This window comes from Pseudarthrobacter sp. C4D7 (assembly GCF_013359725.1).
In the GTDB taxonomy this organism is placed as follows: Bacteria; Actinomycetota; Actinomycetes; order Actinomycetales; family Micrococcaceae; genus Arthrobacter.
Window position 1 is genome coordinate 30,961 of sequence record NZ_JABFMW010000002.1, and the last position, 24,685, is coordinate 55,645.

The window sequence follows — 24,685 nt, forward strand, 5'->3', positions numbered from 1 at the left end:
TATCCCGGGGCATACATTGAAGTATGGCTTCGTCTTTCACCGCAAATGTTGCTGCCACGTCCCTGGATCCGCTGGTTGAACCGGCCCCCGGCCTTACCTCCGCCGAGGTTGAGCGGTACTCCCGGCACCTGATCATTCCTGAGATCGGGGCACTGGGCCAGCGGCGGCTTAAGAACGCCAAGGTGCTGGTCATCGGCGCCGGCGGACTGGGTGCCCCCGCGCTGCTCTACCTTGCCGCGGCTGGTGTGGGAATGATCGGAATCGTCGACGACGACGTGGTGGACCTGAGCAACCTGCAGCGCCAGGTGATCCACGGCGTGGGTGATGTGGGCCGTCCCAAGACCGAATCGGCCCGCGATGCCATTGCCGAACTGAATCCGCTGGTGGACGTCCGGCTGCACAACGTGCGCCTGGACTCATCCAACGCCCTGGAACTGTTCAGCGGGTACGACCTTATCCTGGACGGTGCGGACAACTTCGCCACCCGGTACCTGGTCAATGATGCCGCCGCCATCCTGGGCAAGCCGTACGTGTGGGGTTCAATCTTCCGGTTCGACGGCCAGGTCAGCGTGTTCTGGGAGAAACACGGACCCAGCTACCGCGACCTGTATCCCGAGGCCCCGCCTGCCGGTTCCGTTCCCTCCTGCGGCGAGGGAGGGGTCTTCGGCATGCTCTGCGCTGCCGTGGGATCACTCATGGTGACCGAAGCGGTGAAGCTGATCACCGGCGTCGGACGTTCCCTGCTGGGCCGCGTAGCCCTGTTTGACGCGCTGGGCGGCAGTTGGCGCGAAATCAGGGTCTCCAAGGACCCGGCCGCGGCACCCATCACGGAACTGACGGACTATGAGGCCTTCTGCGGGATTGCCCCGGCCACCCCGTCGGACACCGAACACACGGTCACGGCCACCCAGCTGGCCACCATGCTGGCCTCGCGCAAAGCCGGGCTCAAGGACTTCGAACTGGTGGATGTCCGGGAATCGGGGGAGTACGACATTGTGCGGATCGACGGCGCCACATTGATCCCGCAAGGGCGCATCCTCGCCGGCGAGGCCTGGGACGAACTTCCGCAGGACCGGGACATCGTGTTCCACTGCAAAGCGGGCACACGGTCGGCCAGCGTCCTGGCCGCCGCCCGGCAGGCCGGCTACCAGCGCGTCAGCCATCTCGACGGCGGCATCCTGGCCTGGGTGCGCGACGTGGAACCCGAAAAACCCGTCTACTGACCGCTTGCACTATCAGATATGGCTCCCAAACCGTTGGTTTAGGAGCCATATCTGATAGCGCGAGCGAGTTTTGGGTCAGGCGGTTTCGCGGCCCTTATGGTCCACCGGGCACTCGGCAGCCGGTGCAGTGGCGGCGGGTTGTTCGACGGTAATGCCGTACAGGGCCTCCAGCGCTGCGACGTAGTCGTCCTGCTGGCCGTTTGCGGCGAGTTCGCGGGCACGGACCGTGGGGACGTGCAGCAGCTGCTTCACCATGCGGCGGAGGGCGAACTCCACTTCCTCGGCCGCAGCGGTGCAGCCGTGGCGGGCACGGACCTTTTCCATCTCCGCGTCCAGCACGCTCATGGTGTGGCGCCGCAGCGCCACAATGGCGGAATCCACGGAGCGGGCTTCACGCTCCTGCTCGAAAGCCTTGGCGGCACCCCTGACGATGCCACTGGCCTGGGCCAGCGATTCAGCCTGCTCCTGCGGTGCTGCGAGGCGCACCGATTCGAGGGTCAGCAGTTCCACGCCGTCAAGCTCGCCGACAGCGGGATCGAAATCATGGGTCAGTGCCAGGTCGATGGCGATCAGTGGCTGGGGTGAGTCCGCACGGACCTGGGCCAGTTCGTCAGCTTCCACCCGGGTGTCCGAGCCGCTGCAGCCGATCATGACGTCGGCGGCCGCCACCGCGGGACGCAGCGAGTCAGCGTCCACGGCCACGCCGCCGCGCGAGGCCACGAACCCTTCGGCCCGGCCGGACGATGAATAGACGGAGATGTCGGTGCAGCCGCGTTCACGCAGCAGCGCCATGGTGGCGCCGGCGTACGCGCCCGTGCCGAACAGCACCACCTTCTTGGCTGACCAATCAGGGTTTTCGGAAAGATCGGTGGCCAAATCCAGGGCCACCGAAACGATGGACAGGCCCCGGGAGCCGAGGGCGGTCTGTGCGCCGACGTCCTTGGCGGTTTTCGAGGCTGCCTGGAACAGCCGGACCAGCCCGGCGCTGGCAGTGCCGTCATGCTGCGCGGTGATGAGGGCGCGGCGCACCTGTCCGGCGATCTCGCGCTCACCAACGACGGCGGAGTCGAGTCCGGCGCTGACGGCAAACAGGTGCTGGGTCACTTCGGGGCCGGTGCGGGTATTAAAGGAGCGGGATACGAGGGGTTCAGCCAGGCCGCTTGCTTCGCTGATCCGCGAGACGAGGGCCGCCCGGGCCGCTTCGACATCGTCCGGATGGGACGCCTCGCCATAGATCTCATAGCGGTTGCACGTGGCGAGGACCACGGCGCCGGCGACGGCGGGAGATTCGGTGAGCGCGGACGCGGCAATCCCGGAGGAACCGTTGCTCAACTGAGCAACGGTTTCAAGATCGATGTCGGCGTGTGTAGCCACCAATGAGAAAAGAACCACAGCAGACCAATCATAGCTTTTTCGTTGCCTGGTAGAACAACTATGGCAAAGGATAGTCGCCACACCTGGGCGTGATCCGCGCCACCCGGGGGATTGCTGCCGCGATCCATGGGCCGCCGGCGACAGGTTGTCGTTATCTTTTGCAGCTCTTTTTGGGCACAATCAAAAGCATGACTCCTAGCCCCGCCGTCTCCGCTGCCGGCATCCTCGCCGCAGACCATCCACTGATGGACGGCCGCACAGCAGACTCCCCGCTGATCACGGCCTACCGCGGCGGCAAGCCGTCCCGCCGCCCCGTCTGGTTCATGCGGCAGGCCGGCCGGTCGCTGCCCGAATACCTCAATGTGCGCGAAGGCATCGCCATGCTGGACTCCTGCCTCCGCCCCGAACTGGCGGCTGAGATCACCCTGCAGCCCGTCCGCCGCCATGACGTGGACGCCGGCATCTTCTTCTCCGACATCGTCATCCCGTTGAAGCTCGCCGGAGTTGGCGTCGACATCGTTCCCGGAGTGGGGCCGGTCCTTGACAAGCCCGTCCGCACCGCCGCAGATGTCGCCGCCCTGCCGCGGCTCACCTGGGAGGCCCTGGAGCCCATCCGCGAAGCAGTCCGCCTCACGGTGGCGGAACTGGGCAAGACACCCCTCATCGGTTTTGCCGGCGCCCCGTTCACGCTGGCCGCCTACATGGTGGAGGGAAAGCCGTCCCGCGACCACCTGGGCCCGCGGACCATGATGCACGCTGACCCCGAGACCTGGAATGCTTTGGCCAACTGGGCAGCAGATGCCTCCGGCATGTTCCTCCAGGCCCAGCTGGAGGCGGGCGCATCCGCCGCACAGCTCTTTGACTCTTGGGCGGGCTCGCTGGGCCTGGCCGATTACACCAAGTACGTTGCCCCGGCGTCGGCCCGTGCCCTGGACCACGTCCGGCACCTGGGCGCCCCGCTCATCCACTTCGGCACGGGAACATCTGAACTCCTGGTCGCCATGCGCGATGTGGGTGTGGACGTGGTGGGCGTTGACTACCGGCTGCCGCTCGACGAGGCGAACCGGCGGCTGGGCGGAACCGTGCCGCTGCAGGGCAACATCGATCCGGCGCTGCTGTCAGCACCCTGGGACATCCTGGAGGCGCACGTCCGCGAAGTCAGCGCTGCCGGAGCCGGCGCCCCGGGCCACGTCCTGAACCTCGGACACGGCGTACCGCCGGAAACGGACCCCACTGTCCTCACCCGGGTGGTGGAGCTCATCCACTCCATCTCTCCGGAATAACCCGTGGGCAGCTCCCCGGCACTGCCCGGCAAGGCGCTCGTGGTGGGCGGCGGAATTTCCGGGCTCGTCTCGGCCCGGGAACTCGCGGCGGCCGGCTACGACGTGACCGTCCTGGAAGCAGGGGCGGCGTGGGGCGGCTGCGTAGGCAGCCACACGGTGGCCGGACTCACCCTGGACAGCGGCGCGGAATCCTTCGCCACCAGGTCCGACGCCGTCGCCCGGCTCTGCACCGAGCTGGGGCTTGGCGGCAAGATCGTTCCCCCGCGCCCCGGTGGTGCCTGGGTGCAGCTTCCGGACGGGCCACGCGAGCTGCCGAGGACCGGCGTCCTGGGCATCCCCGCCAACCCCTGGGACCCCGAGGTGCGCCGCACTCTGGGCATACTGGGCTCGCTGCGCGCGTCGCTGGACCGGCTGCTCCCCGCCTCCATCGGCGGCGGCTCCGGCGTCAGCAGCGTCGCTGCCCTGGTCCGTGCCCGCATGGGGTCGCGGGTACTGGAACGGCTCGTCTCACCCGTGGTGGGCGGCGTCCACTCCGCTGATCCCGGCCTGCTCGACGTCGACATGGTAGCCCCCGGCCTTCGTGCCGGCCTGCGCGAGCACGGGTCGCTCGCTGCCGCGGTTTCGGCGCAGAGGCGCGGCAGCGGTGCAGCCGCCGGCCAGCCAACTGCCGGCCAGCCGGAGCCGCCGAACAAGCCGGCGAAGGCCGGATCCGCCGTTGCCGGCCTCGAAGGCGGCATGCACACCCTGGTTGGCGCCCTGGTGGCGGATCTCCAGCGCCGGGGGGTGGCCCTTCTCCTGGACACTGCTGCCACGTCGGTGTCCCGCACCCCCGAAGGCTGGCGCGTCGACACTGCCGGCAGGGTCTTCCATGCCGCGCTTCTGGTCGTAGCCGTGGAGGGTCCGGCCGCCGTCGAACTGCTGGAAACTGCGGTGCCTGCCATCGCGGGAAAGAAACCCGGATCCGGTCCCGACGTCAAGCTGGTCACCCTGGTGCTGGACAAGCCGGACCTGGACAGCCGGCCCCGGGGAACGGGAGTCCTGGTGGCCCCCCAAACAGCCGGCATCCAGGCAAAGGCCTTAACGCATGCCACCGGCAAATGGGACTGGCTGGCCGTCGCAGCCGGCCCGGGCCGCCATGTGGTGCGCCTTTCCTACGGCCGGGTGGACGGCGCCTCGGCACAACCTACCGGCCCGCAAACCGATGATGAGCTGTTTGCGGCATCCTTGGACGACGCCTCCGTACTTTTGGGCGTCCGGATCACGGCGGCGGACGTCCTTGGCTGGGACGTGGTGCGGTGGCGCGGGGCCCTGCCATTCGCCGCCGTTGGGCACCGCGCCCGGGCAGCCGGAATCCGGCAGGCCTGCAGTGCGGCGGGTGGCCTGGCCGTGGTTGGCGGATGGGTCGCCGGGAACGGGCTGGCCGCTGTGGTGGCCGACACACGTGGGCACATCGGACAACTGGCTGCCGCCTGAGCATCCCTGCTGGTCAGCGGAGTAAAACTGGCTGCAGGCGCCCCTGGAACGCCCGCCACGGGGGCTTTTCCGGTTTTCAATCGGCCCGACGTTCTGGTTAGTGTCGATGACTATGGTTCAACTCAGGTCCGAGAATTCAGTGTCCCGGACCGGTATCCATGGGGGAGTCCGGCGCGGTACCGCAGCAGCGGCCGTCGGAGCGGTACTGGTCCTTTCCACCGGCGTCCAGGCGTCCCTGGCAGACGACGCGGTTCCCCCTCCGCAGTATTCGTCCACGCAGGACGCGGCCCGGCGTGGAGGACAGGGCACCGGCGCACCGACCGCCCCGGCGCAGCACACGCCCTCATCGCTTCTTCCATTGCCTTCCCTGATCCCCACCATCTCCGCTTCACTGTCCGCGGGCACGGCGTCCACCCCGTCGAGTGCTCCCACAGCCTCCGGAACTCCCTTTGCGCCCCGCCAGCGGACCACGCCTCCCGACGCGCCGTCCGGCTCCGCGCACGCTGACGCTCCGGCGACTCCTGCGGCGTCTCCCGCGCCGTCCGGCCCCGGTGCAGGTCCAACGCCATCCGCAGGTCCCACCACCGGGACTGCCGCGGTGCCCGGCAGCCCGTCGCCCGCTCAGGCAGTTCTTCCGCCGGCCGGTGGAATGCCATCCGTACCGGCGCCGGGCGGGTCTGTTCCGGCACCTGGAGCCCAGCAGGCTGTGCCGGGATCCGGCGGCGCGCCGGCAGGGGTCGCCCCGGCGCAGGACGCCGCCGTGTCCGGTGGCGTTACCGGTACTGATTCCACGCCGGCCCCCGTGCTGCCGACGTCGCTGTCCATCAATGCGCGCCAGTCCCAGCCCACCCGCGCCCCGCAAGCCGCGGGCGTCCCGGCAGGCCCGGGCCGGGCGGTTTCCTCCACCGAGCCACTCCCGGAGGTGCCCGATGCCATGGTGTGGCTGGGCGCAGGCCTCGTGGGCGTGGGGGCCGCAGCCGGACTGGTATTCCTGCGCCTGCGCCGTCCGTAGTGGAACCCTGGCGATGGGCTTGCGCACCGAAAAAGGTGACTTTCATCACTTCTACGAGTTGTAGAACTCTTCGGTTTCGTCTTGGGCGCGGGAAGGGGCAAACTTGTAACCATGAGCCACACTTCTGCCGAATCTGTCACTAAAACCGAAGAATCAGCCGAGCAGTTCTTTACCCTCTGGACGGTATTCAAGCGGTCGGGGTCAGTGGTCCGCAGCGCGGACGCCGCAGCCGACTTCGAAGCGCTGCTGGAGCGGCTCGCCGCTGCCGGCGTCACCCACCGCGGCAGCTACGACGTCTCGGCCATGCGCGCCGATGCCGACGTCATGGTGTGGCTCCACGGCTCCAAGCCGGAGGCGCTGCAGCAGGCCATCCGCGACATCCGCCGCAGCTCCCTTTTTGCCGGCACTGAGATTGTGTGGTCTGCCATGGGCGTCCACCGCGAGGCAGAGTTCGCCAAGAACCACACGCCCGCCTACTCCCGTGGCGTTGCTCCCGCGGAGTGGCTCTGCGTCTACCCCTTCGTCCGGTCCTACGAGTGGTACATCCTGCCTGAGGAGGAACGCGGCGCCATGCTCCGCGAACACGGACTCCTGGGCCGTGAGTTCCCGCAGGTCATCTCCAACACCGTGTCCTCCTTCGCGCTGGGTGACTGGGAGTGGATCCTCGGGCTGGAGGCCCCCGAACTCGTTGACTTGGTGGACCTGATGCGACACCTGCGGAACACGGAGGCACGCAACCACGTCCGGGAGGAAGTCCCCTTCTACACCGGCCGCCGCATTTCCGCCGACGAAGTTGCCGAGGTGCTGGCATGAGCCCCGAACAGCAGGCCGCCGCCGTCAACCCGGTCACCGAAGCGGGGCGCATGGCTCCGAAGAATTACGACGCCGTCCTGCTCGCCTCCTTCGGCGGGCCGGAAGGCCAGGACGACGTCATTCCCTTCCTCCGCAACGTCACCCGTGGCCGCGGCATCCCCGATGAGCGCCTCGAGGAAGTTTCCCACCACTACCGCGCCAACGGCGGCATCAGCCCCATCAACCAGCAGAACCGCGAGCTGAAGGCTGCGCTGGAAGCCGAGCTGGCGGCCCGCGGCATCGAACTGCCCGTGCTGTGGGGCAACCGAAACTGGGCGCCGTACATCCCGGAAACCCTGCAGGAAGCCTACGACGCCGGGCACCGCCGGGTGCTGATGCTCACCACGAGTGCCTACTCCTGCTACTCCAGCTGCCGCCAGTACCGCGAGGACATCGGTATGGCTCTGACCGAGACCGGCCTGGACGGCAAACTCGAAGTGGATAAGGTCCGCCAGTACTTCGACCACCCCGGTTTCGTGCTGCCCTTCGTGGAAGGCACCGCAGCCGGCCTGGCGGAGGTCCGTACCCAGCTTGCCGAAGCCGGCACCCCGGAAGCCCCCGTCCACGTCCTGTTCGCCACGCACTCCATCCCCACCCGGGACGCCGAGGCCGCGGGCCGGTCAGCGGGCGAGCCGCGGGAATTCGAGGAAGGGTCCGCGTACGTGGCCCAGCACCTCGCCAACGCCGCCGCCGTCATGGACAGGGTGGAGCAGGAATCCGGCCAGACCGCACCGTGGTCCCTGGTGTACCAGTCCCGTTCCGGCGCTCCCCATGTGCCGTGGCTGGAACCGGACATCAACGACGCCATCGAGGAACTCGCAGGCCAGGGCGTCAAGGGCATCGTTATCGTTCCCCTCGGTTTCGTCAGCGACCACATGGAAGTTGTCTGGGACCTGGACACCGAAGCCATGGAAACCTGCGCCAACCTGGGCCTGGCTGCCACCCGCGTTCCCACGCCGGGTACGCACCGCAAATTCGTCAACGGACTCGTGGACCTGATCTGCGAACGGACGGAAGCCAACAACATCAGCGACCGCCCGGCACTGACGGGTCTTGGTCCCTGGTACGACGTCTGCCGTCCGGGATGCTGCGCCAACTTCCGCGGCGAAAAGCCCACCATTGCAGCCGCCGATACCACCGTGGGCACCGGACACGACCCCTACCCGGCCGGCGGTGCCCGCGAAACGGTCCAGCCGTGACAGTCCGCATCGGAACGCGTGCCAGCAAGCTGGCGCTGACCCAGACCCAGCAGACTGCGGACCAGCTGGCGGCCGTGGGCGGGTTCCCGGTGGAACTGGTGCACGTCCGCACCGACGGCGACGTCCTGACGGGCTCGTTGTCGCAGATGGGTGGCACCGGCGTCTTTGTCGCTGCCCTGCGCGACGCACTGTTGCGCGATGAGTGCGACGTTGCCGTGCACTCGCTCAAGGACCTGCCCACCGGGGCCGCGGTGGGGCTCAGCCTCGCCGCCACCCCCCGGCGCGTGGACGTCCGTGATGTCCTGTGCGCGCGCGATGGACTGAAACTGGCAGACCTGCCGGCCGGTGCCCGCATCGGCACCGGTTCGCCCCGGCGGGCAGCCCAGTTGCGTGCTGCCCGCGCCGACCTGGAGATTGTGGACATCCGCGGCAACGTGGACACCCGCTTGGGCCGCGTCCCGGGGCTTCCGGGAAATTCCACGGACCAGGTGGTGCCCGGAAAGTCCTGCGACCTCGACGCCGTGGTGCTTGCGGCCGCGGGGCTGGAGCGGATCGGCCGCCTGGACGCTGTCACCGAATATCTTGAAACCGACGTGATGCTGCCGGCAGCCGGACAGGGATCGCTGGCCATCGAGTGCCGGACAGCGGACGCTCCGGCGAGGCCCGGTTCGGCCGGCGGCTCCAAGGAAGTCCTGGCCCAGGCCCTGGCCGCGCTGGACGACCCGGACACACGCCTGGCCGTCACGGCCGAACGGGCCCTGCTTGCCCGGCTCGAAGCAGGCTGCGCGGCCCCGGTGGGAGCCTACGCCTTCCGGAAGGGCAGCCTGCTCCACCTTGAGGCGGTGGTGTGCGCCGTGGACGGCACCGCCACGGTGCGGGACAAGCGCGCCACGGACGGGCTCACCGAAGTCGGGGCAACCCTGCTGGGCATTGAACTGGCGGAAGTGCTCCTGGCCGCCGGAGCCGCGGACATCGCAGACCTGCAGGCTTCCTGACCTGGCAATGACGCAGCCTTCCAGCAGTTCCGGATCCGGCACGCCGCTCGGCGGGGTCCGCGTGCTGGTCACGCGCAGCCCGGAACGGTCCGGCGCCTTGTTGAAAGCCTTGAAAGCAGCCGGCGCGGAGCCTGTACTGCTGCCCCTCATCGACTTTGAACGTGCGCCTGACCAGCACGCGCTGGACGTCGCCTGCGACGCCCTCGCAGCAGGCGCCTTCGACTGGCTGGTGGTCAGCAGCGCCACCACTGTGCATGTCCTGATGGAAAAAGCGGCCGAGCGCGGACTGGGCCTGGCTGAACTCATTCCTTCGGGGACAGGGATTGCCGCCGTCGGTCCCGCCACGCGCAGGCTGCTGGAGGCTGCCGGGGTGCCCGTGGCACTGACCCCGCCCGGTGAGCAGTCGGCCGCCGGGCTGCTCGCCGTCTGGTCCGGGACAGGCCGGATCCTGCTGCCCCAGGCGGATATCGCGGCCCGCACGCTGGCGGCCGGGCTGGAGGCGGCCGGCCGCGACGTGACCGTGGTGACCGCCTACCGCACCGTCGACTACCCGGCGGCAGCAGAGCGCCGCCTCGCCGTCCAGGCGGAAGACGGCGACGGCGGGTCACGGCCGCCGTCGTACACCCTGCTGACCCCGGCCACGGCCGCGACGGACATCGCCGAAGGGCGCATTGGCGCCGTCATCGCCGCCTCCCCGAGTGCAGTGCGGCGGATCGCGGCGCTCGGCCCCCTGGCCGGCTGCCGCCTGGTGGCAATTGGCCGTTCGACGGCAGACCAGGCCACCGCCCTGGGCCTTGGGGTCGCGGCGGTGGCCGCAGAGCCCACCCCGGAAGGGCTGGTGGCCGCCGTCGCCAAAGCCCTCAACCCGCCCTGACCGGGGCGCCGCTTTCCCCTCCACCAAGCTTTCCGACAACGCGAAGGACAGGACCCATGACTTTCCCCACCCAACGCCCCCGCCGCCTGCGCACCACCCCCGCCATGCGCCGGATGACCGCCGAAACACGCCTCTCGCCGGCTGAACTCATCCTTCCGGCCTTTATCCGGGAGGGGCTTTCCGAGCCCAACCCCATCACGTCCATGCCGGGGGTGGTCCAGCACACCACTGACACCCTGAAGCGGGCCGCCGCCGAGGCCGTCGACCTTGGCTTGGGCGGAATCATGCTGTTCGGCATCCCGGAGACCCGCGACCCGGAAGGATCGGCGGGCCTGGATCCGGACGGCGTGCTGAACAAAGCCATCCGGGACGTCCGCGCGGAAGTGGGTGATGACCTGGTGATCATGAGCGATGTCTGCCTGGACGAATTCACCGACCATGGGCACTGCGGAGTGCTCGACGCCGACGGATACGTGGACAACGACCGTACCGTGGAGATCTACGCCAGGATGGCCGTGGCGCAGGCGGAGGCCGGCGCCCACATGCTGGGCCCCTCCGGCATGATGGACGGCCAGATTGCCGCCATCCGCGAAGCCCTGGACGAGGCCGGCCACGTCAACACCTCTGTCATCGCCTACGCCGCGAAATACGCCTCCGCGTTCTACGGCCCCTTCCGCGAAGCGGTGGACTCCCAGCTCAAGGGTGACCGGCGTACGTACCAAATGGATGCCGGAAACCGCACTGAAGCGCTGCGCGAGGTGGAACTGGACCTGGCCGAAGGCGCGGACATCATCATGGTCAAACCCGCCATGAGCTACCTGGACATCGTGGCCGACGTTGCCGCCATGAGCCCGGTCCCCGTGTCCGCCTACCAGATCTCCGGCGAGTACGCGATGATCGAGGCGGCCGCCGCCAACGGGTGGATCGACCGCCGTGCCGCCATCACCGAGTCCGTCCTGGGCATCCGGCGGGCCGGCGCCCACACGGTCCTGACCTACTGGGCGGCCGAACTGGCCAGCTGGCTGAAGGAAACCCGGTGACCGGTCCTTCCGCACCGCCCACCGCCCCCGTGGGGGAGGACCGCATCCTCCTTGGCCTGAACACCTTCGGCGACGTCGGCGTGGACCCGGACGGCAGCCCGCAACCCCATGCCCAGGTCCTGCGACAGCTGCTGGAGCAGGCGGAACTTGCGGACGCCGTCGGCCTCCATGCCTTCGGCGTAGGGGAGCACCACCGCAAGGACTACGCGGTCTCAGCCCCGGAAGTCTTCCTGGCTGCCGCTGCCGCGCGGACGTCCCGCATCCGCCTGGGTTCCGCCGTGACGGTCCTCAGCTCCGACGACCCCATCAGGGTGTTCCAGCGCTTCGCCACCGTGGACGCCATCTCCAACGGCCGTGCTGAAGTAATGTTGGGCCGAGGATCCTTCATCGAGTCCTTCCCGTTGTTCGGGCTGGACCTGGCGGACTACGAGGTCCTGTTTGAGGAGAAGCTGGAACTTTTCGACAAGGTGCGGGCGCAAAAGCCCGTGCACTGGGAGGGCCGCACCCGGCCTGCCCTGCACGGGCTGAGCGTCTACCCGTCCCTGGAGCACCATTTGCTGCCCACCTGGATCGGCGTGGGCGGCACCCCCGAATCAGTGCTGCGCTGCGCCCAGTACGGGTACCCGATCATCTTCGCGATCATTGGTGGCCAGCCACGGGGCTTCCGGCCCCTGGCCGACCTCTACCGCGAGGCCATGGGCAAATACGGACACCCCATGCAGCAGATGGCCACGCACTCACCCGGCCACATCGCAGAGACGGATGAGCAGGCCCGCGAAGAACTGTTCCCGCACTGGCTGCAGCTGCGGAACAAGCTCGGCGCAGAACGGGGATGGGGACCCGCCGGGAGGGGAGAGTTCGATGCGCTCTGTTCCACCGAAGGAGCCCTCTATGTTGGATCACCGGAAACGGTGGCCCAAAAAATCGTCCGGCTGAAGCGGAACCTGGGCATTGACCGCTTTGACCTGAAATACAGCAACGGCCCGCTGCCGCACGCTGCCATGATGCGTTCCATCGAGCTGATGGGCACGGCGGTAGCGCCCCGTGTGGCGGAGCTGCTTGCCGGCTGATCCGGCTGTGCGTCCCACCGAGCATTCCGGCTAACTGAGAGAATAGAAACCATGACTTCCAGCAATCCTCGCAACGAGGCACTCTTCGACCGCGCCCGCCAGCTGATGCCCGGCGGCGTGAATTCGCCCGTGCGGGCCTTCGGCTCGGTCGGCGGGACACCTCGCTTCATGGTTTCCGCCAAGGGACCGTACCTGACAGATGCCGACGGCAAGGAATACGTGGACCTGGTCTGCTCCTGGGGTCCGGCCCTCCTGGGCCATGCCCACCCGGCCGTGCTGGACGCGGTCCACTCGGCTGTTGACCGCGGCCTCTCCTTTGGCGCATCCACCCCGGACGAGGCAAACCTCGCGGAAATCGTGAAGGAGCGCGTCCCCGCCGTCGAACGCCTCCGGATGGTGTCCACCGGCACCGAAGCCACCATGACCGCCGTCCGGCTGGCCCGTGGGTTCACCGGCCGCAACCTCATCATCAAGTTCGCCGGCTGCTACCACGGCCACCTCGATGGCCTCCTGGCCGCCGCCGGTTCCGGGCTGGCAACCCTGGCCCTGCCCGGCTCCGCCGGCGTCACGGAAGCAACCGCCGCCGAGACCCTGGTGCTGCCCTACAACGACCTCACCGCAGTCAAGGAAGCCTTCGCTGTCCACGGCCAGAACATCGCCGCCGTGATCACCGAAGCCGCGCCGGCCAACATGGGCGTGGTCACTCCCGCCGAAGGATTTAACCTCGGGCTCTCGCAGATCACCCGCGAGCACGGCGCACTCCTCATCGTCGACGAAGTCCTGACCGGTTTCCGGACCGGCTACTCCGGCTACTGGGGCCTCACCGGCGGGGCGCCGGACGCCGAGGACCCGTGGACCCCTGACCTGATGACCTTTGGCAAGGTCATCGGCGGTGGAATGCCGACGGCGGCCCTGGGTGGCCGTGCCGACGTCATGGACTACCTGGCGCCCACCGGCCCGGTCTACCAGGCGGGCACTTTGTCAGGGAACCCGGTGGCCATGGCTGCCGGCGTAGCCACCCTGACCCACGCCACCCGTGACGTTTACTCCTTCATCGACGTCCGCTCCCTGGAACTCTCCTCTGCCGTTTCCAGCGCACTGGATGCGGCAGGGGTGGACCACTCGATCCAGTTCGCCGGGAACCTTTTCTCCGTGGCCTTCGGAACCTCGGCCAACGGGGTCCACAACTACGCCGACGCCCAGGCCCAGGAGGCGTTCCGCTACGCGCCGTTCTTCCACTCCATGCTGGAGTCAGGGGTCTACCTGCCGCCGTCGGTCTTCGAGGCATGGTTCCTCTCCGCTGCCCACGACGACGCGGCCATGAACCGGATCTACGACGCCCTGCCCGCCGCAGCGAAGGCTGCCGCAGCTGCCCGGGGCTAGCACCGGCACGGTCATTAACGAAGAAATCCCCGGCTGCAGGCTGCAGCCGGGGATTTCTTTGTTGTCCAGGCGTTAGAGGACGTCTGAGAGGAAGCCCTTGAGCCGGTCCGTCTTCGGCTCGGTGAAAAGCTGCTCAGGCGGCCCGGATTCCACCACAACGCCGGCGTCCATGAACGTCACGGCATCAGAGACGTTGCGGGAGAAGCCCATCTCATGCGTCACCACCACCATGGTCATGCCGCCCTTGGCGAGGTCCGCCATCAGTGCCAGGACACCCTTGACCAGTTCCGGGTCCAGGGCAGACGTGGCCTCGTCGAAGAACATCACCTCCGGCTTCATGGCCAGCGCGCGGGCGATGGCCACGCGCTGCTGCTGGCCACCGGAGAGATTGGCCGGACGGGAATCCGCCTTGTGCCGAAGGCCCACCAGGTCCAGCTGCTCCAGTGCTTCGCTGCGCGCTTCCTCCTTCGAAAGCTTGCGCAGTTTCCGCAGGGCCAGCGAGACGTTTTCCACCACGGTCTTGTGGGGGAACAGGTTGAACTGCTGGAACACCATGCCGATCCGGCGGCGGAGCTCATCCGGATTGTCCTTGAGGACTGAACGGCCGTCCAGCAGGATGTCACCCTGGTCGGGTTCGATCAGCCGGTTCATGACCCGCAGGAGGGTGGACTTGCCCGAACCCGACGGACCAATGACTGACGCCGTGGTGCCCTGGGGAACGTGCAGGTCAATGCCCCGCAGCACGTGGTTGCTGCCGAAGGAAAGGTGGATGTTCCTGGCGCTCAGTGATCCTGACGCGAACTCGCTCATGCCTGGGCTCCCTTTCCAACGACGGCTGCGGCGTCGTCCGGTTCTTTCTTTTCGGGCCGGCCGGTCCGAAGCCGTGCGTCGATCCAGTTCACGAAGTGGGTCAGCGGGATGGTCAGCGCCAGGTAGAAGATCGCAGCCGCCACGTACGGGGAAAGGTTCCCGCTGTTGGCTGCAAGGTCCTTGCCGATCTGGAAAATCTCACGCTCGCTTGCCAGCAGGCCCAGCATGAACACCAGGGACGATTCCTTGATCAGAGCGATGAACTGGTTCACCAATGCGGGGAGTACCCGCCGGATACCCTGCGGCACCACTACCAGGCGCATGGATGGGCCGTAGCCGAAACCCAGGGCGCGGGAAGCTTCGAGCTGTCCCTTGTCGACGCTTTGGATGCCGGACCGGAAGATCTCTCCGATGTAGGCGCCGGACATCAGGGACAACGCCGCGATGGCCATGGGGTACGGGCTTGTGGAACCAGTCAGTTCACGCACGATCGGCCCAAACCCAAAACCGATGACCAGGATGGTCAGGACCGGCGGCAGACCGCGCAGGATGTCGGTGTAAACCCGGGCCACCCACCGCGCGGCGGCATTCCGGGAGATCCCCATCAGGGCGAGCAGCATCCCAATTGCCGTTCCGATGATTCCGGAAACGACAGCCAGGATGATCGTGTTGGGCAGCCCAACGGCGAACATCTTGGGAATGACTTCGCCCATCAACTGCCAGTTGAAAAAGGTGTCAGCGAGTTGCTTGAGGATATCCATGGAACGCCCTGGCTACTTGGCAGCCGGGATCTGGACGGCCTTGCTGCCGGGCTTCCAGCCCTGGGGGGTCTGTTCGGCTGCGGTGGGGCGGTCTTCGTACCATTCAGATGTCAGCTTGGACCAGGTGCCATCAGCGATCACTGCGTCCAGGCCGGCGTTCAGGGCATCGATCAGGGGCTGGTTGTCCTTGTTCACTGCGTAGGCGGTGAAGTTCTGGGTGTTGACAACCTTCTCGGCGATCTTGGTGTTGTCGCCGTCCTTGACCTGGCCGGTTGCCTGCTGCGACGGGGCCACCCAGGCGTCGATCTGGCCGTTCTTCACGTTGCCGTACACCGTGTTGTAGTCCGGGAAACGGACCGGCTCGATCTTGAGGGTGTTGGTGACGTAGTCGTCCTGCACAGTGCCCTGGACCACGCCGATCCGCAGGCCTTCCTTGAGGTCGGCGAAGCCATTGACCTTGGAGCCGTTCTTGGTGACCACGGCCATGTAGCCGAAATCGTAACCGTTGGTGAAGCCAACGGTCTTCCGCCGGGCGTCGGTGGTGGAGATCGAGGAGGATCCGACGTCGAACTGTTTGTTGGCCACCTGGGAGAGCAGGGCGGAGAAGTCGGTGGAGGCGAATTCAACCTTGAGGCCCAGCTTGTCGCCAATGGCGCGCAGCAGTTCGTTGTCGTAGCCGGTGAACTTGCCTGACGGGTCGATGAAGATGTTGGGCGGGGCGTCCGAGAGGGTTCCAACACGCAGGGTGCCCTCGGTGATAAGGCCGAGCTTGGACTTATCGATCTTGTCCACCGGGGTGACGCTGGCGGTGGTGTACTTGTCCAGCGTCTGCTGGTCGCTGCCTGCCAGGGCATCGGTGGGGGTGCCGCTGGGCTGGGAAGACCCGCCACCGCAGGCAGCCAGGGAAACCGCGAGGGCCAGTGCAACGGGAGCGGTAGTGAGCCACTTCATCGCTTTGATTTTCATCAGGTTGTCACTTTCGTATGAGGCATAAGTCGACCGGGCCGCAAGGCAACGCAGTGGCGCCTGGCACCTGCCCGGCGCTGGTCCAGCTGTCCGGGGCAGGGGTGACCGCAAAACTTTATTGTCTCACTTGGGTGTTTAGCCGTGGTGGGGTGAATAAGGCGGGCGTGATATGGACGAACGCCGAATATCATTCCGAATGTTGTTGGACGGGACCCCGGTTGTGGGTCAGTGATGGGGCTGCGGCGAACAATGCAATTGCCGCGTGCAGGCATTTGTTAAGCGGCGTGACTGTGACATGCCTCGCATAAGCCGTGCCCGGCGGCGTCCTAGAAGCCGCCTGCCGTGGCATCCTGCGGCGGCAGTACGGGCCAGTCGCCCTCGATTACCGCTGCCGGCTTGGTTTTCCGAAGATAGTCCTGGAAGTCCGAGGCCTGGCTGACCGCCCAGTCCACCTGCAACTGGTGCAGTTGGCTGGCCGGCATCATCAGCTTGGGGAACTTGCCCGCCATGGCATCCAGGACCCGCAGGGTTGCCAGGGCGTCCGCCGCAGAGGTGTGCGCGTTGTCCAGGACCACGCCGTACTCCTCGCAGAGGGCGGTGAGGGTCCGCTTGCCCTTGCGGTAGCGGTCCACCTGCTTGTTCATGATGTAGGGATCCAGCACTGGGAACCGGCTCAGCTGCGGGATGCCGTACCGTGCCGATTCAGCAGCGAGGACGGTGAAATCGTAGCTCGCGTTGAAAGCGATGACCGGGGTGCCGGAATCGAACAGCTCCTGCAGGACGGCCGCGACCTCGCGCGTGACCTCATGGGCAGGACGGCCATCGCGCCGGGCCTGCTCGGTGGTGATGCCGTGGACGTCACTGGCCTCCACCGGAATCTCGACGCCCGGATCAGCGAGCCATTCGTGTTCCTTGATGACCTGCCCCTGGTTGTCCACCACAGTAATTGATGCGGTGACGATTCGCGCCGCCCGTGAGTTGCGGCCTGTGGTTTCCAGATCGAACGCTGCGCGGGGGAGGGTGTTCCAGGAGCTCATGCTTCAACGCTAAAGGGACCCACCGACAATTCCGTGGAACGCCCCACCGGCTAGATTTGATCAATGCGGAATGAGTACGTCCAGGCAGTGCTGGCCATCGTAAGGCTGGTGCCGCCGGGGACAGCCGTAGCGTACGGGGACGTCGCCGAGCTCCTGGGTGCCGGCGGCCCGCGCCAGGTCGGTTCCGTGATGAGCCATCATGGTGGCGGTGTCCCCTGGTGGCGCGTCCTGAAAGCCAGTGGCCATGCGCCTCCGGGGCACGAAGCCGAAGCCCTGATGCTCTACCTGGAGGAAGGCACACCGCTGGTTGGTGACCACAGCTCATACCTCCGCACGGGGGAGGGCCGGTGGCGGGTGGATCTGGGCCTCGCCCGCTGGGCGCCAACGGACAGCGACTTTGACCGTATCGACGCCGTTGCCGACGAACTGGAGCGTCGGCTCCACAGGTTGTCGGTGACTGATGATGAAATGAATCCGTGACCGTAACAATTCCTTTGACCGGACCCTGGGACCCGCACCGGCAGGAGCGGGGAGCCGGCCAGGTGCCGGAATCTCCCGTTCCCGGAAGCCCGGCCGCCGGCGCCGCCCTGCCTGGCACCGCCGGACTGCGGTTGCTGCCGCCGCGCCGGGTGCATGCCGGTTCACTGCGGCTCACAGCGGACCAGCAGGCGGCGGTTGACGTTGCCCAGGGCTCGGGCCCGGTCCTGGTTCCAGGTGCTCCGGGCACGGGCAAGACCACAGTCCTTGTCGAGGCTGCTGTCCAGCGGGTCCTTCGCGACGGCGTGGACCCGGAAAGGGTGCTGATCCTTGCCCCCACCCGGCTTGCCGCCGACTTCCTGCGGGACCGTTTCACGGCACGGCTGGACAGGAGCCTCAGTACCACTCCCGCCAGGACGTGGGCCTCGTACGCCTTCGACCTGATCCGCCGTGCAAAAGCCCAAGGCGTCATACCCCTGTCCCGGCCTCCGCGGCTGCTCTCAGGCCCCGAACAGGACCTCATCATCAAGGAACTCCTTGAGGGCCACCGGCTTCCGGGGCTGGAGCTGCCCTGGCCGTCCGATCTTGACGGCGCCCTGGAAACCAGGGGGTTCCGCCAGGAAGTCCGGCAACTCTTTGACCGCATCATCGAATCGGGCCGTACCGCGGATGACCTTGCGGAGTTGGCGGATTCCTGCGGCCGGCCGGACTGGAAGGCCGCAGCAGGCCTCTACGCCGAATACCGGGATGTCCTTGACCTGCGGATGCCCGAGGCCTTTGATCCCGCCGGAATCATCACAGCGGCCCGGCAGATCTTCCAGGACGCGCCGGAATTCCTGGCCGCCGAGCGTGCCCGGCTGGAGGTTGTCCTGGTGGACGATATCCAGGAAGCAAACCCGGCCGTCTTCGAACTGCTCGCGGATATCGCATCCGGCCAGGACTGCTACGTGACGTCGTCCCCGGACACGGTGGTCCAGGGGTTCCGCGGTGCCCGGCCGGACCTGGTTGCTGAGCTGCCCAGGTTGCTGTCAGCCAAGGACGGCGTCCTGGAGCGTCCACTGTGGCATTCCCACGGCCTGGCCCCTGCCGTGGCAGAGGCATGGCTGAACGTGGCCGGGCGGATTTCCCAGCGGGCGGGCGGCCAGCTGGCCCGGCGCCTCAGCCGGGCCGACCACGCGGGCGGACCAGGCAGCGTGGAAGCCCACGTGGTCCCCAGCCCGGTCCATGAGCTGCGGTACGTGACCCAGCGAATCCTGGACCAGCACATAAACCACAGCCGCGACCTTGCCGACATGGCAGTGATCGTCCGCAATGGTGGCCAGGTCAGCGAGCTGCAGCGGTATCTGTCCGGGCAGGGCATTCCGGTGCGGGTGCCTGTGGCTGAGTCCGCGGTGCGCGACGAGGTTGCCGTCCGTCCGCTCCTGGACGCATTCGCCATAGCGCTGGATCCCGGGCTCCTGACACCGGAAGCCGCGGTATCGCTCCTCACCTCCAGGATTGGAGGCGCAACGTCCATCGAACTGCGCAGGCTCCGTCAATCACTGCGGCGCGAGGAACTCCTTGGCGGCGGTGGCCGTGCCAGTGATGCGCTGCTGGTCCAGGCCCTGCTTGAGCCGGGTGCGCTGGGTTCGCTGGGGATTGAAGGACGCGCCGCGCGCCGCACCGCACGCATGATCCGGGCGGGGCGGGACGCTGCCGCCCTGCCAGGTGCCAACGCCGAGTCCGTGCTGTGGGCGCTGTGGGACGCTACGGGCCTGTCCTCCTCCTGGACGGCGGCAGCATTGTCCGGCGGACCCCACGGGGCGCGGGCCGACCGCGACCTTGACGCCATGATGGCGCTCTTCCACACCGCTGAGCGTTACGTGGACCAAATGCCCGGCGCCGGCCCGGAACAGTTCCTGGAGTATCTCCTGAACCAGGAGCTACCCATGGACACCCTCGCCGCCCGTGCCCAGCTCGACGACGCTGTTGAGCTGATGACCCCTGCCAGCGCAGCAGGCCGGGAGTGGCCCGTGGTGATCGTTGCGGGGCTGCAGGAGGGGGTGTGGCCCAACACCAGGCTTCGCGGTGAACTGCTGGGCAGTACGCTCTATGCCGATGCCGTGGAACATGGTCCGGAGTATGCCCTCCAGCGTGACCCCCTGAGCCGGCTGCGGGATATCCGGTATGACGAGCTCCGCAGCTTCTCCACGGCTGTGTCCAGGGCCCGCGAACTGCTGGTCTGCACGGCTGTCTCGTCCGAGGACGATCAGCCATCATCGTTCCTGGACTTCGTTGCGCCCCTGGGGCCGGAGGACGGAGGCAGGGCCTTTACGCAGGTGGAACGGCCAATGACCCTGCGCGCCCTGGTGGCAGAGCTTCGGCAGCATGCACAGCTCGACGCCGGGACGCCGCAGGGTGCCGAAGCCGCCAGGGTTTTGGCGCATCTTGCAGCGGCGGAACCGGCCGTGGCCGGAGCCCACCCCGGCAGTTGGTGGGGACTTGCCCCGCTGACCACGTCCGAGGCCGTGGTCCCGCCCGGCGGGACGGTCTCCGTTTCGCCGTCAAAAGTGGAAACCGTGAAGAAATCGCCGTTGGACTGGTTCGTCCAGGCAGCGGGAGGGGAGGCTGCCACCGATTTTGCCCGGAGCCTGGGCACCCTGGTGCACGCTATCGCCCAGGACATGCCTGACGCGTCCGGCTCCGAGTACGTCGCTGAACTGGTGCGGCGGTGGCCCGCGCTGGGAATGAAGGACAATTGGGAAGGCCGCCTCGACTTCCAGCGGGCCGAGGCCATGGTGCGGAAACTGGCACAGTACGTCCTGTCCATGCGGGACGGGGGCCGCAGCCTGCTGGGTGTGGAACAGGATTTCGAGGTCGCCCTCGGCGGGGTGTCGGTGGATGACGGTGCGCCGCGGGACGCGGTGCTCCGGGGCCAGGTGGACCGGCTGGAAATCGACGGGGAAGGGCGGCTGGTGGTGGTGGACCTGAAGACCGGAAAGAGGCAGCCGGGCAAAGACGAACTGTCCCGCCATCCACAGCTTGGCGCGTACCAGGCAGCCGTGCTTGCCGGTGGATTCGACGCCGGCTCCACCGCCGGACAGGGACTGTCCGGCGGTGCCGTACTGGCGCAGCTTGGGACAGGGACCAAGAGTCCGGCAATCCAACAGCAGGAACCGCTCGATCCACAGGAGAACTGGGCAATGGACATGGTGAAGGAGGCCGCCGCCGTCATGGGAGGAAGTGAATTCCTTGCCCGGCACGATCCCGCCAAGGGCAGCCATGGCGGGCACGGTTGCCGGCTCCCGGAGGTGTGCCCGCTGTGCGTGCGTGGACGGCAGGTGACCGAATGAGCGGGGCACTGCCCGTGCGTGAAGCCAGCCCGGCCGTCCGTTTCAGCCCCGAAGAACTGTCAGCGCTGCTCGGGGAGAAAAACACTCCCACGCCCGAACAATCCGCCATCATCGCCTCACCCCTGGCGCCCCGGCTGGTCATCGCCGGCGCCGGATCGGGAAAGACCGCCACCATGGCGGACCGGGTGGTCTGGCTGGTTGCCAACGGGTGGGTCACCCCGGAGGAAGTCCTTGGGGTGACCTTCACGCGCAAAGCTGCAGGTGAACTGGCCAGCAGGATCCGGTCCAAATTGCTGGCGTTGCAGCGTCTTGCGGCAACGGACGGCGGCCAGGAGCTTTTCCCGGCAGGACTGCCCGGCAGTGACGCCCTGGAACCGAAAGTGTCCACCTACCACTCGTTCGCCAGCGGCATTGTTTCCGACTACGGGCTGCGGCTCGGGGTGGAACGGGACGTGGTCCTGCTGGGCGGGGCGCAGGCCTGGCAGCTGGCCAGCGAGGTGGTGGAGGCCTACGACGGCGAATACCAGCACTTCCGCGCCGCCAAATCCACCTTGGTGAAGGCCGTGATCCAGCTGGCGGGGGAGTGTGCCGAACACCTCCAGGAGCCTGAGGACGTGGAAGCGTGGCTGATGGCCCGGCTCTCGGAGTTCGAATCCCTGCCCTACTTGGCCGACAAGAAGAAAAATACGCCGAAGGCGGCGTTGGATCTCGGCGGGATGCTGCGGACCAGGGCGAGCGTGGCCGATATGGTGGGCCGCTACGCCGCCGCGAAGCGGGCCCGGGGGGCGCTCGATTTCGGCGACCTTGTGGCCTTGGCCGCCAAGGTGGCGCAGGACGTCCCGCTGGCGGCCCAGATGGAGCGCCAGCGGTACAAGGTGGTCCTGCTCGACGAGTTCCAGGACACGTCATATGCCCAGCTGGTGCTCTTTTCCCGGCTCTTCGGGGGCGGCCACGCGGTGACGGCGGTCGGCGACCCCAACCAGTCGATCTATGGCTTCCGCGGCGCGTCGGCGGGGCAGTTGTTCCACTTCGTTCGCGAGTTTCCCATGCGGGTCCCGGCAGCAGGGGAAGAAACCGGCTGGGCGCCTGCCCCCACCTCCTACCTCACCACGGCGTGGCGGAACGGCCGGTCCATCCTCGCGGCTGCCAATGTCATGTCGCAGTCCCTGGGCCGCGCAGCAGCGCATCAGGGACCTGCGGGAAGCAGGCCGGCCGCCGCCGAAGTGCCGCCGCTGCAGCCGAGTCCCCACGCCGTGGACGGGACGGTGGTGCTGGGGCGTTTCGGCAGCGACGTGGAGGAAGCGGCTGCCCTGGCTGACGATGTCCTGAGATACCGGGTGACAGACTTCGAACTGAAGCCGGACGGGGCACCGGAGCCTCCGGCGCTCGCCGTCCTGTGCCGCCGGCGCGCGCAGATGGAACCCATCCGAAAGCAGTTTGAGGCCCGGGGTATTCCTTACGAGATCGTGGGCCTCGGCGGACTCCTGGACACCCCGGAGATCGTTGACCTGGTGGCCACCCTGCGCGTCCTTGCAGATCCCGGCCGCTCTGATGCCCTCATGCGCCTTATTGCAGGTGCCCGGTGGCGGATAGGGCCGGCCGACCTCATGGCATTGCGCGACTGGTCCAACCAGCTGGCCCGGAACCGCGGGAAGGGTGCGCAGGCGTCCGACGACGAGGACTCCCCGGACAACGACAGCGAGGAAGCAGGTGACCCCGTCCTTGAAGGCGACCTGACCGATGGGGCCAGCCTGGTGGAAGCCGTGGACTACCTGCCGCGGGAGGGTTGGACCTCCTCGAACGGCCGCACGCTCAGCACCGGGGCGCGCGTCAGGCTGGCCAGGCTCTCGGAAGAGCTGCGGCAACTGCGCGGCTATCTCGGCGACGACCTCACCACGCTCCTGGGAGAGGTCGAAAGGGCCATGCTGCTGGACATTGAAGTGGCCGCCCGGCCCGGCATCAGCATCCACCAGGCCCGCCGCAACCTCGACGCCTTCCAGGACGCGGCGGCAGGGTTCCTGCGCACCTCCCAACGGGTGGACATCCTCGCCTTCCTGTCCTGGCTGGAGGCGGCGTCGGCGGAAGAGAACGGGCTGGAAGCACCCGCCAGCGACGTCAACCGGGAAGCCGTGCAGCTCTTGACCGTCCATGCGTCCAAGGGCCTCGAATGGGACGTGGTTTTTGTTCCCGGCATGAATGCAGGCGCGTTCCCCAGCGACCGGGATTCCCGCTGGAGCAGCGGATCCGCGGCGCTGCCGTGGCCGCTTCGCGGCGACCGGGCAGACCTGCCGCAATGGGACCTCGACCAGCCTGACCAGAAAGGCTGGCTGGACGCAGAGAAAGACTTCAAGGCCGGAGTGCAGGCCCATGGCGAATCAGAAGAGCGGCGGTTGGCCTATGTGGCCTACACCAGGGCCAAACACGTCCTGTGGGTGTCCAGCGCCGCGTGGGTGGGGTCGCGTGCCGGGCTCGCGGAGATGTCCCCCTTCCTTGCCGAGCTGGAAGGATTGACGCGGCCGGCGGACGGCCGGATCCGCGCGAACGCGGTGGTCCATCCGTTATCGCTGGAGGAACCGGCGTTGCCCCAGCAAAGCCCGCTGACACTTGAAACGGAAGAAGCCGGCTGGCCCTACGACCCCCTGGAAGGACCCGTGGACCCACGGACGGGTGAACGCCTGCGCCTGGCGCATGGGCGCAGGGCCGCGATGGAAACAGCGGCGCAGCAGGTGCTTGGCCTGTTGGGCACCGTCACCGGGGGCACCGGCCTGCTTCCGGATGCCGGGGCCGGGCGGCCGGGAAGCGCCGGACCGCAGGGCGGCCAAAAGCCCGGCCTAACGGGGACAGCGGCGGGCTGGGCGCGCGAGGCTGCGCTGCTGCTGGAGCGCCGGGCAAGAAGGTCAGGTGGCCAGGACGTCCATCTTCCCTCGCATATCTCGGCCTCCACTCTTGTTGACCTGGGGGACGACCCCCAGGCCGTGGTGGGCCGGCTGCGCCGCCCTGTGCCGCGGGAACCCGGCATGTCCGCGCGGAAGGGCACCGCTTTCCACGCCTGGGTCGAGGAGTATTTCGGCAAGGCCGGCATGCTGGACCTTGGTGAAGCCCCGGGTTCGGACGACCACATCGACGCCGCCTATGACCTCGATGAGATGGTGGCCACCTTCAAGGCCTCCCCGTGGGCTGAAAGGTCACCGGCCTTTGTGGAGGTTCCAGTGGAAACCAGGGTTGGAGAGGTGGTGGTGCGTGGTCGGGTGGACGCTGTGTTCCAGGATGCCGACGGCCGCTGGGACCTGGTGGACTGGAAGACCGGCCGCCGGCCGTCTGCAGGGCAGTTGAAGACCCGCTCGATCCAGCTGGCGGTTTACCGCCTGGCCTGGGCACGGCTCAAGGACGTTCCCTTGCAGGATGTACGGGCCGCATTCTTCTATGTTGCCGATAACGCCGTCGTCCGGCCGCACGACCTTGGGACGGCTGCCGAGCTGGAAGGAATCGTTGCCGCTGCGCTGACCCGGAGCTGAGGCCGGCCT

Annotated in this window: 19 protein-coding genes; 14 read left to right on the forward strand and 5 right to left on the reverse strand. The window is 67.6% G+C overall.

All coding sequences use genetic code 11. The features are described from left to right. Nucleotides 1-23 precede the first annotated feature (23 nt). Nucleotides 24-1,223, forward strand: a complete 1,200-nt coding sequence (gene moeB / locus HNO81_RS02045; protein WP_175316483.1) for a molybdopterin-synthase adenylyltransferase MoeB — start codon at nt 24-26, stop codon at nt 1,221-1,223. Between the two features lie 75 nt (nt 1,224-1,298). Here moeB and HNO81_RS02050 read toward each other — a convergent pair whose 3' ends face one another. Continuing rightward, a complete protein-coding gene (locus HNO81_RS02050) occupies nt 1,299-2,615 on the reverse strand; it encodes a glutamyl-tRNA reductase (protein ID WP_175316484.1) in 1,317 nt (438 codons plus the stop codon). A 170-nt stretch (nt 2,616-2,785) separates the two neighbouring features. On the opposite strand from HNO81_RS02050, the gene hemE reads away from it, so the two are divergent. The 10 genes from hemE to hemL all read left to right on the forward strand — a co-directional run bounded on the left by hemE (nt 2,786) and on the right by hemL (nt 13,778). After that, nucleotides 2,786-3,880, forward strand: coding sequence for a uroporphyrinogen decarboxylase (gene hemE, locus HNO81_RS02055; protein WP_175316485.1), 1,095 nt, complete (start codon nt 2,786-2,788; stop codon nt 3,878-3,880). A 3-nt stretch (nt 3,881-3,883) separates the two neighbouring features. Continuing rightward, entirely contained in the window at nt 3,884-5,353 is a 1,470-nt protein-coding gene (gene hemG, locus HNO81_RS02060; RefSeq protein ID WP_175316486.1) for a protoporphyrinogen oxidase, read from the forward strand. Nucleotides 5,354-5,465: 112 nt separating this feature from the next. After that, nucleotides 5,466-6,365 carry a hypothetical protein gene (locus tag HNO81_RS02065; RefSeq protein ID WP_175316487.1) on the forward strand — a complete coding sequence of 300 codons (900 nt, stop codon included), beginning with the start codon at nt 5,466-5,468 and terminating at the stop codon, nt 6,363-6,365. Nucleotides 6,366-6,476: 111 nt separating this feature from the next. Continuing rightward, complete coding sequence (hemQ, locus tag HNO81_RS02070) at nt 6,477-7,178, forward strand: hydrogen peroxide-dependent heme synthase (protein WP_175316488.1); 702 nt, start codon at nt 6,477-6,479, stop codon at nt 7,176-7,178. Continuing rightward, complete coding sequence (locus tag HNO81_RS02075; RefSeq protein WP_175316489.1) at nt 7,175-8,416, forward strand: ferrochelatase; 1,242 nt, start codon at nt 7,175-7,177, stop codon at nt 8,414-8,416. Before hemQ ends, HNO81_RS02075 begins: the two co-directional genes overlap by 4 nt. Next, nucleotides 8,413-9,411, forward strand: coding sequence for a hydroxymethylbilane synthase (hemC, locus tag HNO81_RS02080; RefSeq protein WP_175316490.1), 999 nt, complete (start codon nt 8,413-8,415; stop codon nt 9,409-9,411). Before HNO81_RS02075 ends, hemC begins: the two co-directional genes overlap by 4 nt. Before the next feature lie 7 nt (nt 9,412-9,418). After that, on the forward strand, nt 9,419-10,285 hold the full coding sequence (locus tag HNO81_RS02085) for a uroporphyrinogen-III synthase (RefSeq protein WP_175316491.1): 867 nt from the start codon (nt 9,419-9,421) through the stop codon (nt 10,283-10,285). Between the two features lie 56 nt (nt 10,286-10,341). Beyond that, entirely contained in the window at nt 10,342-11,325 is a 984-nt protein-coding gene (hemB, locus tag HNO81_RS02090; RefSeq protein ID WP_175316492.1) for a porphobilinogen synthase, read from the forward strand. After that, on the forward strand, nt 11,322-12,395 hold the full coding sequence (locus tag HNO81_RS02095; RefSeq protein WP_175316493.1) for an LLM class flavin-dependent oxidoreductase: 1,074 nt from the start codon (nt 11,322-11,324) through the stop codon (nt 12,393-12,395). The genes hemB and HNO81_RS02095 overlap by 4 nt, the downstream gene beginning before the upstream one ends. Nucleotides 12,396-12,446: 51 nt before the next feature. Further along, nucleotides 12,447-13,778 carry a glutamate-1-semialdehyde 2,1-aminomutase gene (hemL, locus tag HNO81_RS02100; protein ID WP_175316494.1) on the forward strand — a complete coding sequence of 444 codons (1,332 nt, stop codon included), beginning with the start codon at nt 12,447-12,449 and terminating at the stop codon, nt 13,776-13,778. A 72-nt stretch (nt 13,779-13,850) separates the two neighbouring features. Here the strand turns inward: hemL and HNO81_RS02105 are convergent, their stop codons facing one another. From HNO81_RS02105 to HNO81_RS02120, 4 genes are all read right to left on the reverse strand, one after another. Continuing rightward, nucleotides 13,851-14,588 (reverse strand): amino acid ABC transporter ATP-binding protein, encoded by a 738-nt coding sequence (locus tag HNO81_RS02105; RefSeq protein WP_175316495.1) that lies wholly within the window; start codon nt 14,586-14,588, stop codon nt 13,851-13,853. After that, nucleotides 14,585-15,349 carry an amino acid ABC transporter permease gene (locus tag HNO81_RS02110; protein ID WP_175316496.1) on the reverse strand — a complete coding sequence of 255 codons (765 nt, stop codon included), beginning with the start codon at nt 15,347-15,349 and terminating at the stop codon, nt 14,585-14,587. The genes HNO81_RS02105 and HNO81_RS02110 overlap by 4 nt, the downstream gene beginning before the upstream one ends. A gap of 12 nt (nt 15,350-15,361) precedes the next feature. Continuing rightward, on the reverse strand, nt 15,362-16,315 hold the full coding sequence (locus HNO81_RS02115; protein WP_175316497.1) for an ABC transporter substrate-binding protein: 954 nt from the start codon (nt 16,313-16,315) through the stop codon (nt 15,362-15,364). A 326-nt stretch (nt 16,316-16,641) separates the two neighbouring features. Continuing rightward, nucleotides 16,642-17,352: a 3'-5' exonuclease gene (locus HNO81_RS02120; protein ID WP_175316498.1), complete on the reverse strand. Its 711-nt coding sequence runs from the start codon at nt 17,350-17,352 to the stop codon at nt 16,642-16,644. A 63-nt stretch (nt 17,353-17,415) separates the two neighbouring features. Here HNO81_RS02120 and HNO81_RS02125 point away from each other — a divergent pair, with 63 nt between their 5' ends. From HNO81_RS02125 to HNO81_RS02135, 3 genes are all read left to right on the forward strand, one after another. After that, the gene (locus HNO81_RS02125) at nt 17,416-17,832 is read left to right on the forward strand and encodes an MGMT family protein (protein ID WP_175316499.1); all 417 of its coding nucleotides are present in this window, start codon (nt 17,416-17,418) and stop codon (nt 17,830-17,832) included. A gap of 62 nt (nt 17,833-17,894) precedes the next feature. Beyond that, the gene (locus HNO81_RS02130) at nt 17,895-21,161 is read left to right on the forward strand and encodes an ATP-dependent helicase (protein ID WP_371818150.1); all 3,267 of its coding nucleotides are present in this window, start codon (nt 17,895-17,897) and stop codon (nt 21,159-21,161) included. Beyond that, the gene (locus HNO81_RS02135; protein WP_175316501.1) at nt 21,158-24,676 is read left to right on the forward strand and encodes a UvrD-helicase domain-containing protein; all 3,519 of its coding nucleotides are present in this window, start codon (nt 21,158-21,160) and stop codon (nt 24,674-24,676) included. The genes HNO81_RS02130 and HNO81_RS02135 overlap by 4 nt, the downstream gene beginning before the upstream one ends. Nucleotides 24,677-24,685 lie beyond the last annotated feature (9 nt).

Bases quoted from the DNA above. Each gene is read 5' to 3' on its own strand.
- moeB (WP_175316483.1), top strand. From the start codon at position 24: ATGGCTTCGTCTTTCACCGCAAATGTTGCTGCCACGTCCCTGGATCCG.
- hemE (WP_175316485.1), top strand. From the start codon at position 2,786: ATGACTCCTAGCCCCGCCGTCTCCGCTGCCGGCATCCTCGCCGCAGAC.
- HNO81_RS02065 (WP_175316487.1), top strand. From the start codon at position 5,466: ATGGTTCAACTCAGGTCCGAGAATTCAGTGTCCCGGACCGGTATCCAT.
- hemQ (WP_175316488.1), top strand. From the start codon at position 6,477: ATGAGCCACACTTCTGCCGAATCTGTCACTAAAACCGAAGAATCAGCC.
- HNO81_RS02075 (WP_175316489.1), top strand. From the start codon at position 7,175: ATGAGCCCCGAACAGCAGGCCGCCGCCGTCAACCCGGTCACCGAAGCG.
- HNO81_RS02085 (WP_175316491.1), top strand. From the start codon at position 9,419: ATGACGCAGCCTTCCAGCAGTTCCGGATCCGGCACGCCGCTCGGCGGG.
- hemB (WP_175316492.1), top strand. From the start codon at position 10,342: ATGACTTTCCCCACCCAACGCCCCCGCCGCCTGCGCACCACCCCCGCC.
- hemL (WP_175316494.1), top strand. From the start codon at position 12,447: ATGACTTCCAGCAATCCTCGCAACGAGGCACTCTTCGACCGCGCCCGC.
- HNO81_RS02105 (WP_175316495.1), bottom strand. From the start codon at position 14,588: ATGAGCGAGTTCGCGTCAGGATCACTGAGCGCCAGGAACATCCACCTT.
- HNO81_RS02110 (WP_175316496.1), bottom strand. From the start codon at position 15,349: ATGGATATCCTCAAGCAACTCGCTGACACCTTTTTCAACTGGCAGTTG.
- HNO81_RS02115 (WP_175316497.1), bottom strand. From the start codon at position 16,315: ATGAAAATCAAAGCGATGAAGTGGCTCACTACCGCTCCCGTTGCACTG.
- HNO81_RS02120 (WP_175316498.1), bottom strand. From the start codon at position 17,352: ATGAGCTCCTGGAACACCCTCCCCCGCGCAGCGTTCGATCTGGAAACC.
- HNO81_RS02125 (WP_175316499.1), top strand. From the start codon at position 17,416: ATGCGGAATGAGTACGTCCAGGCAGTGCTGGCCATCGTAAGGCTGGTG.
- HNO81_RS02135 (WP_175316501.1), top strand. From the start codon at position 21,158: ATGAGCGGGGCACTGCCCGTGCGTGAAGCCAGCCCGGCCGTCCGTTTC.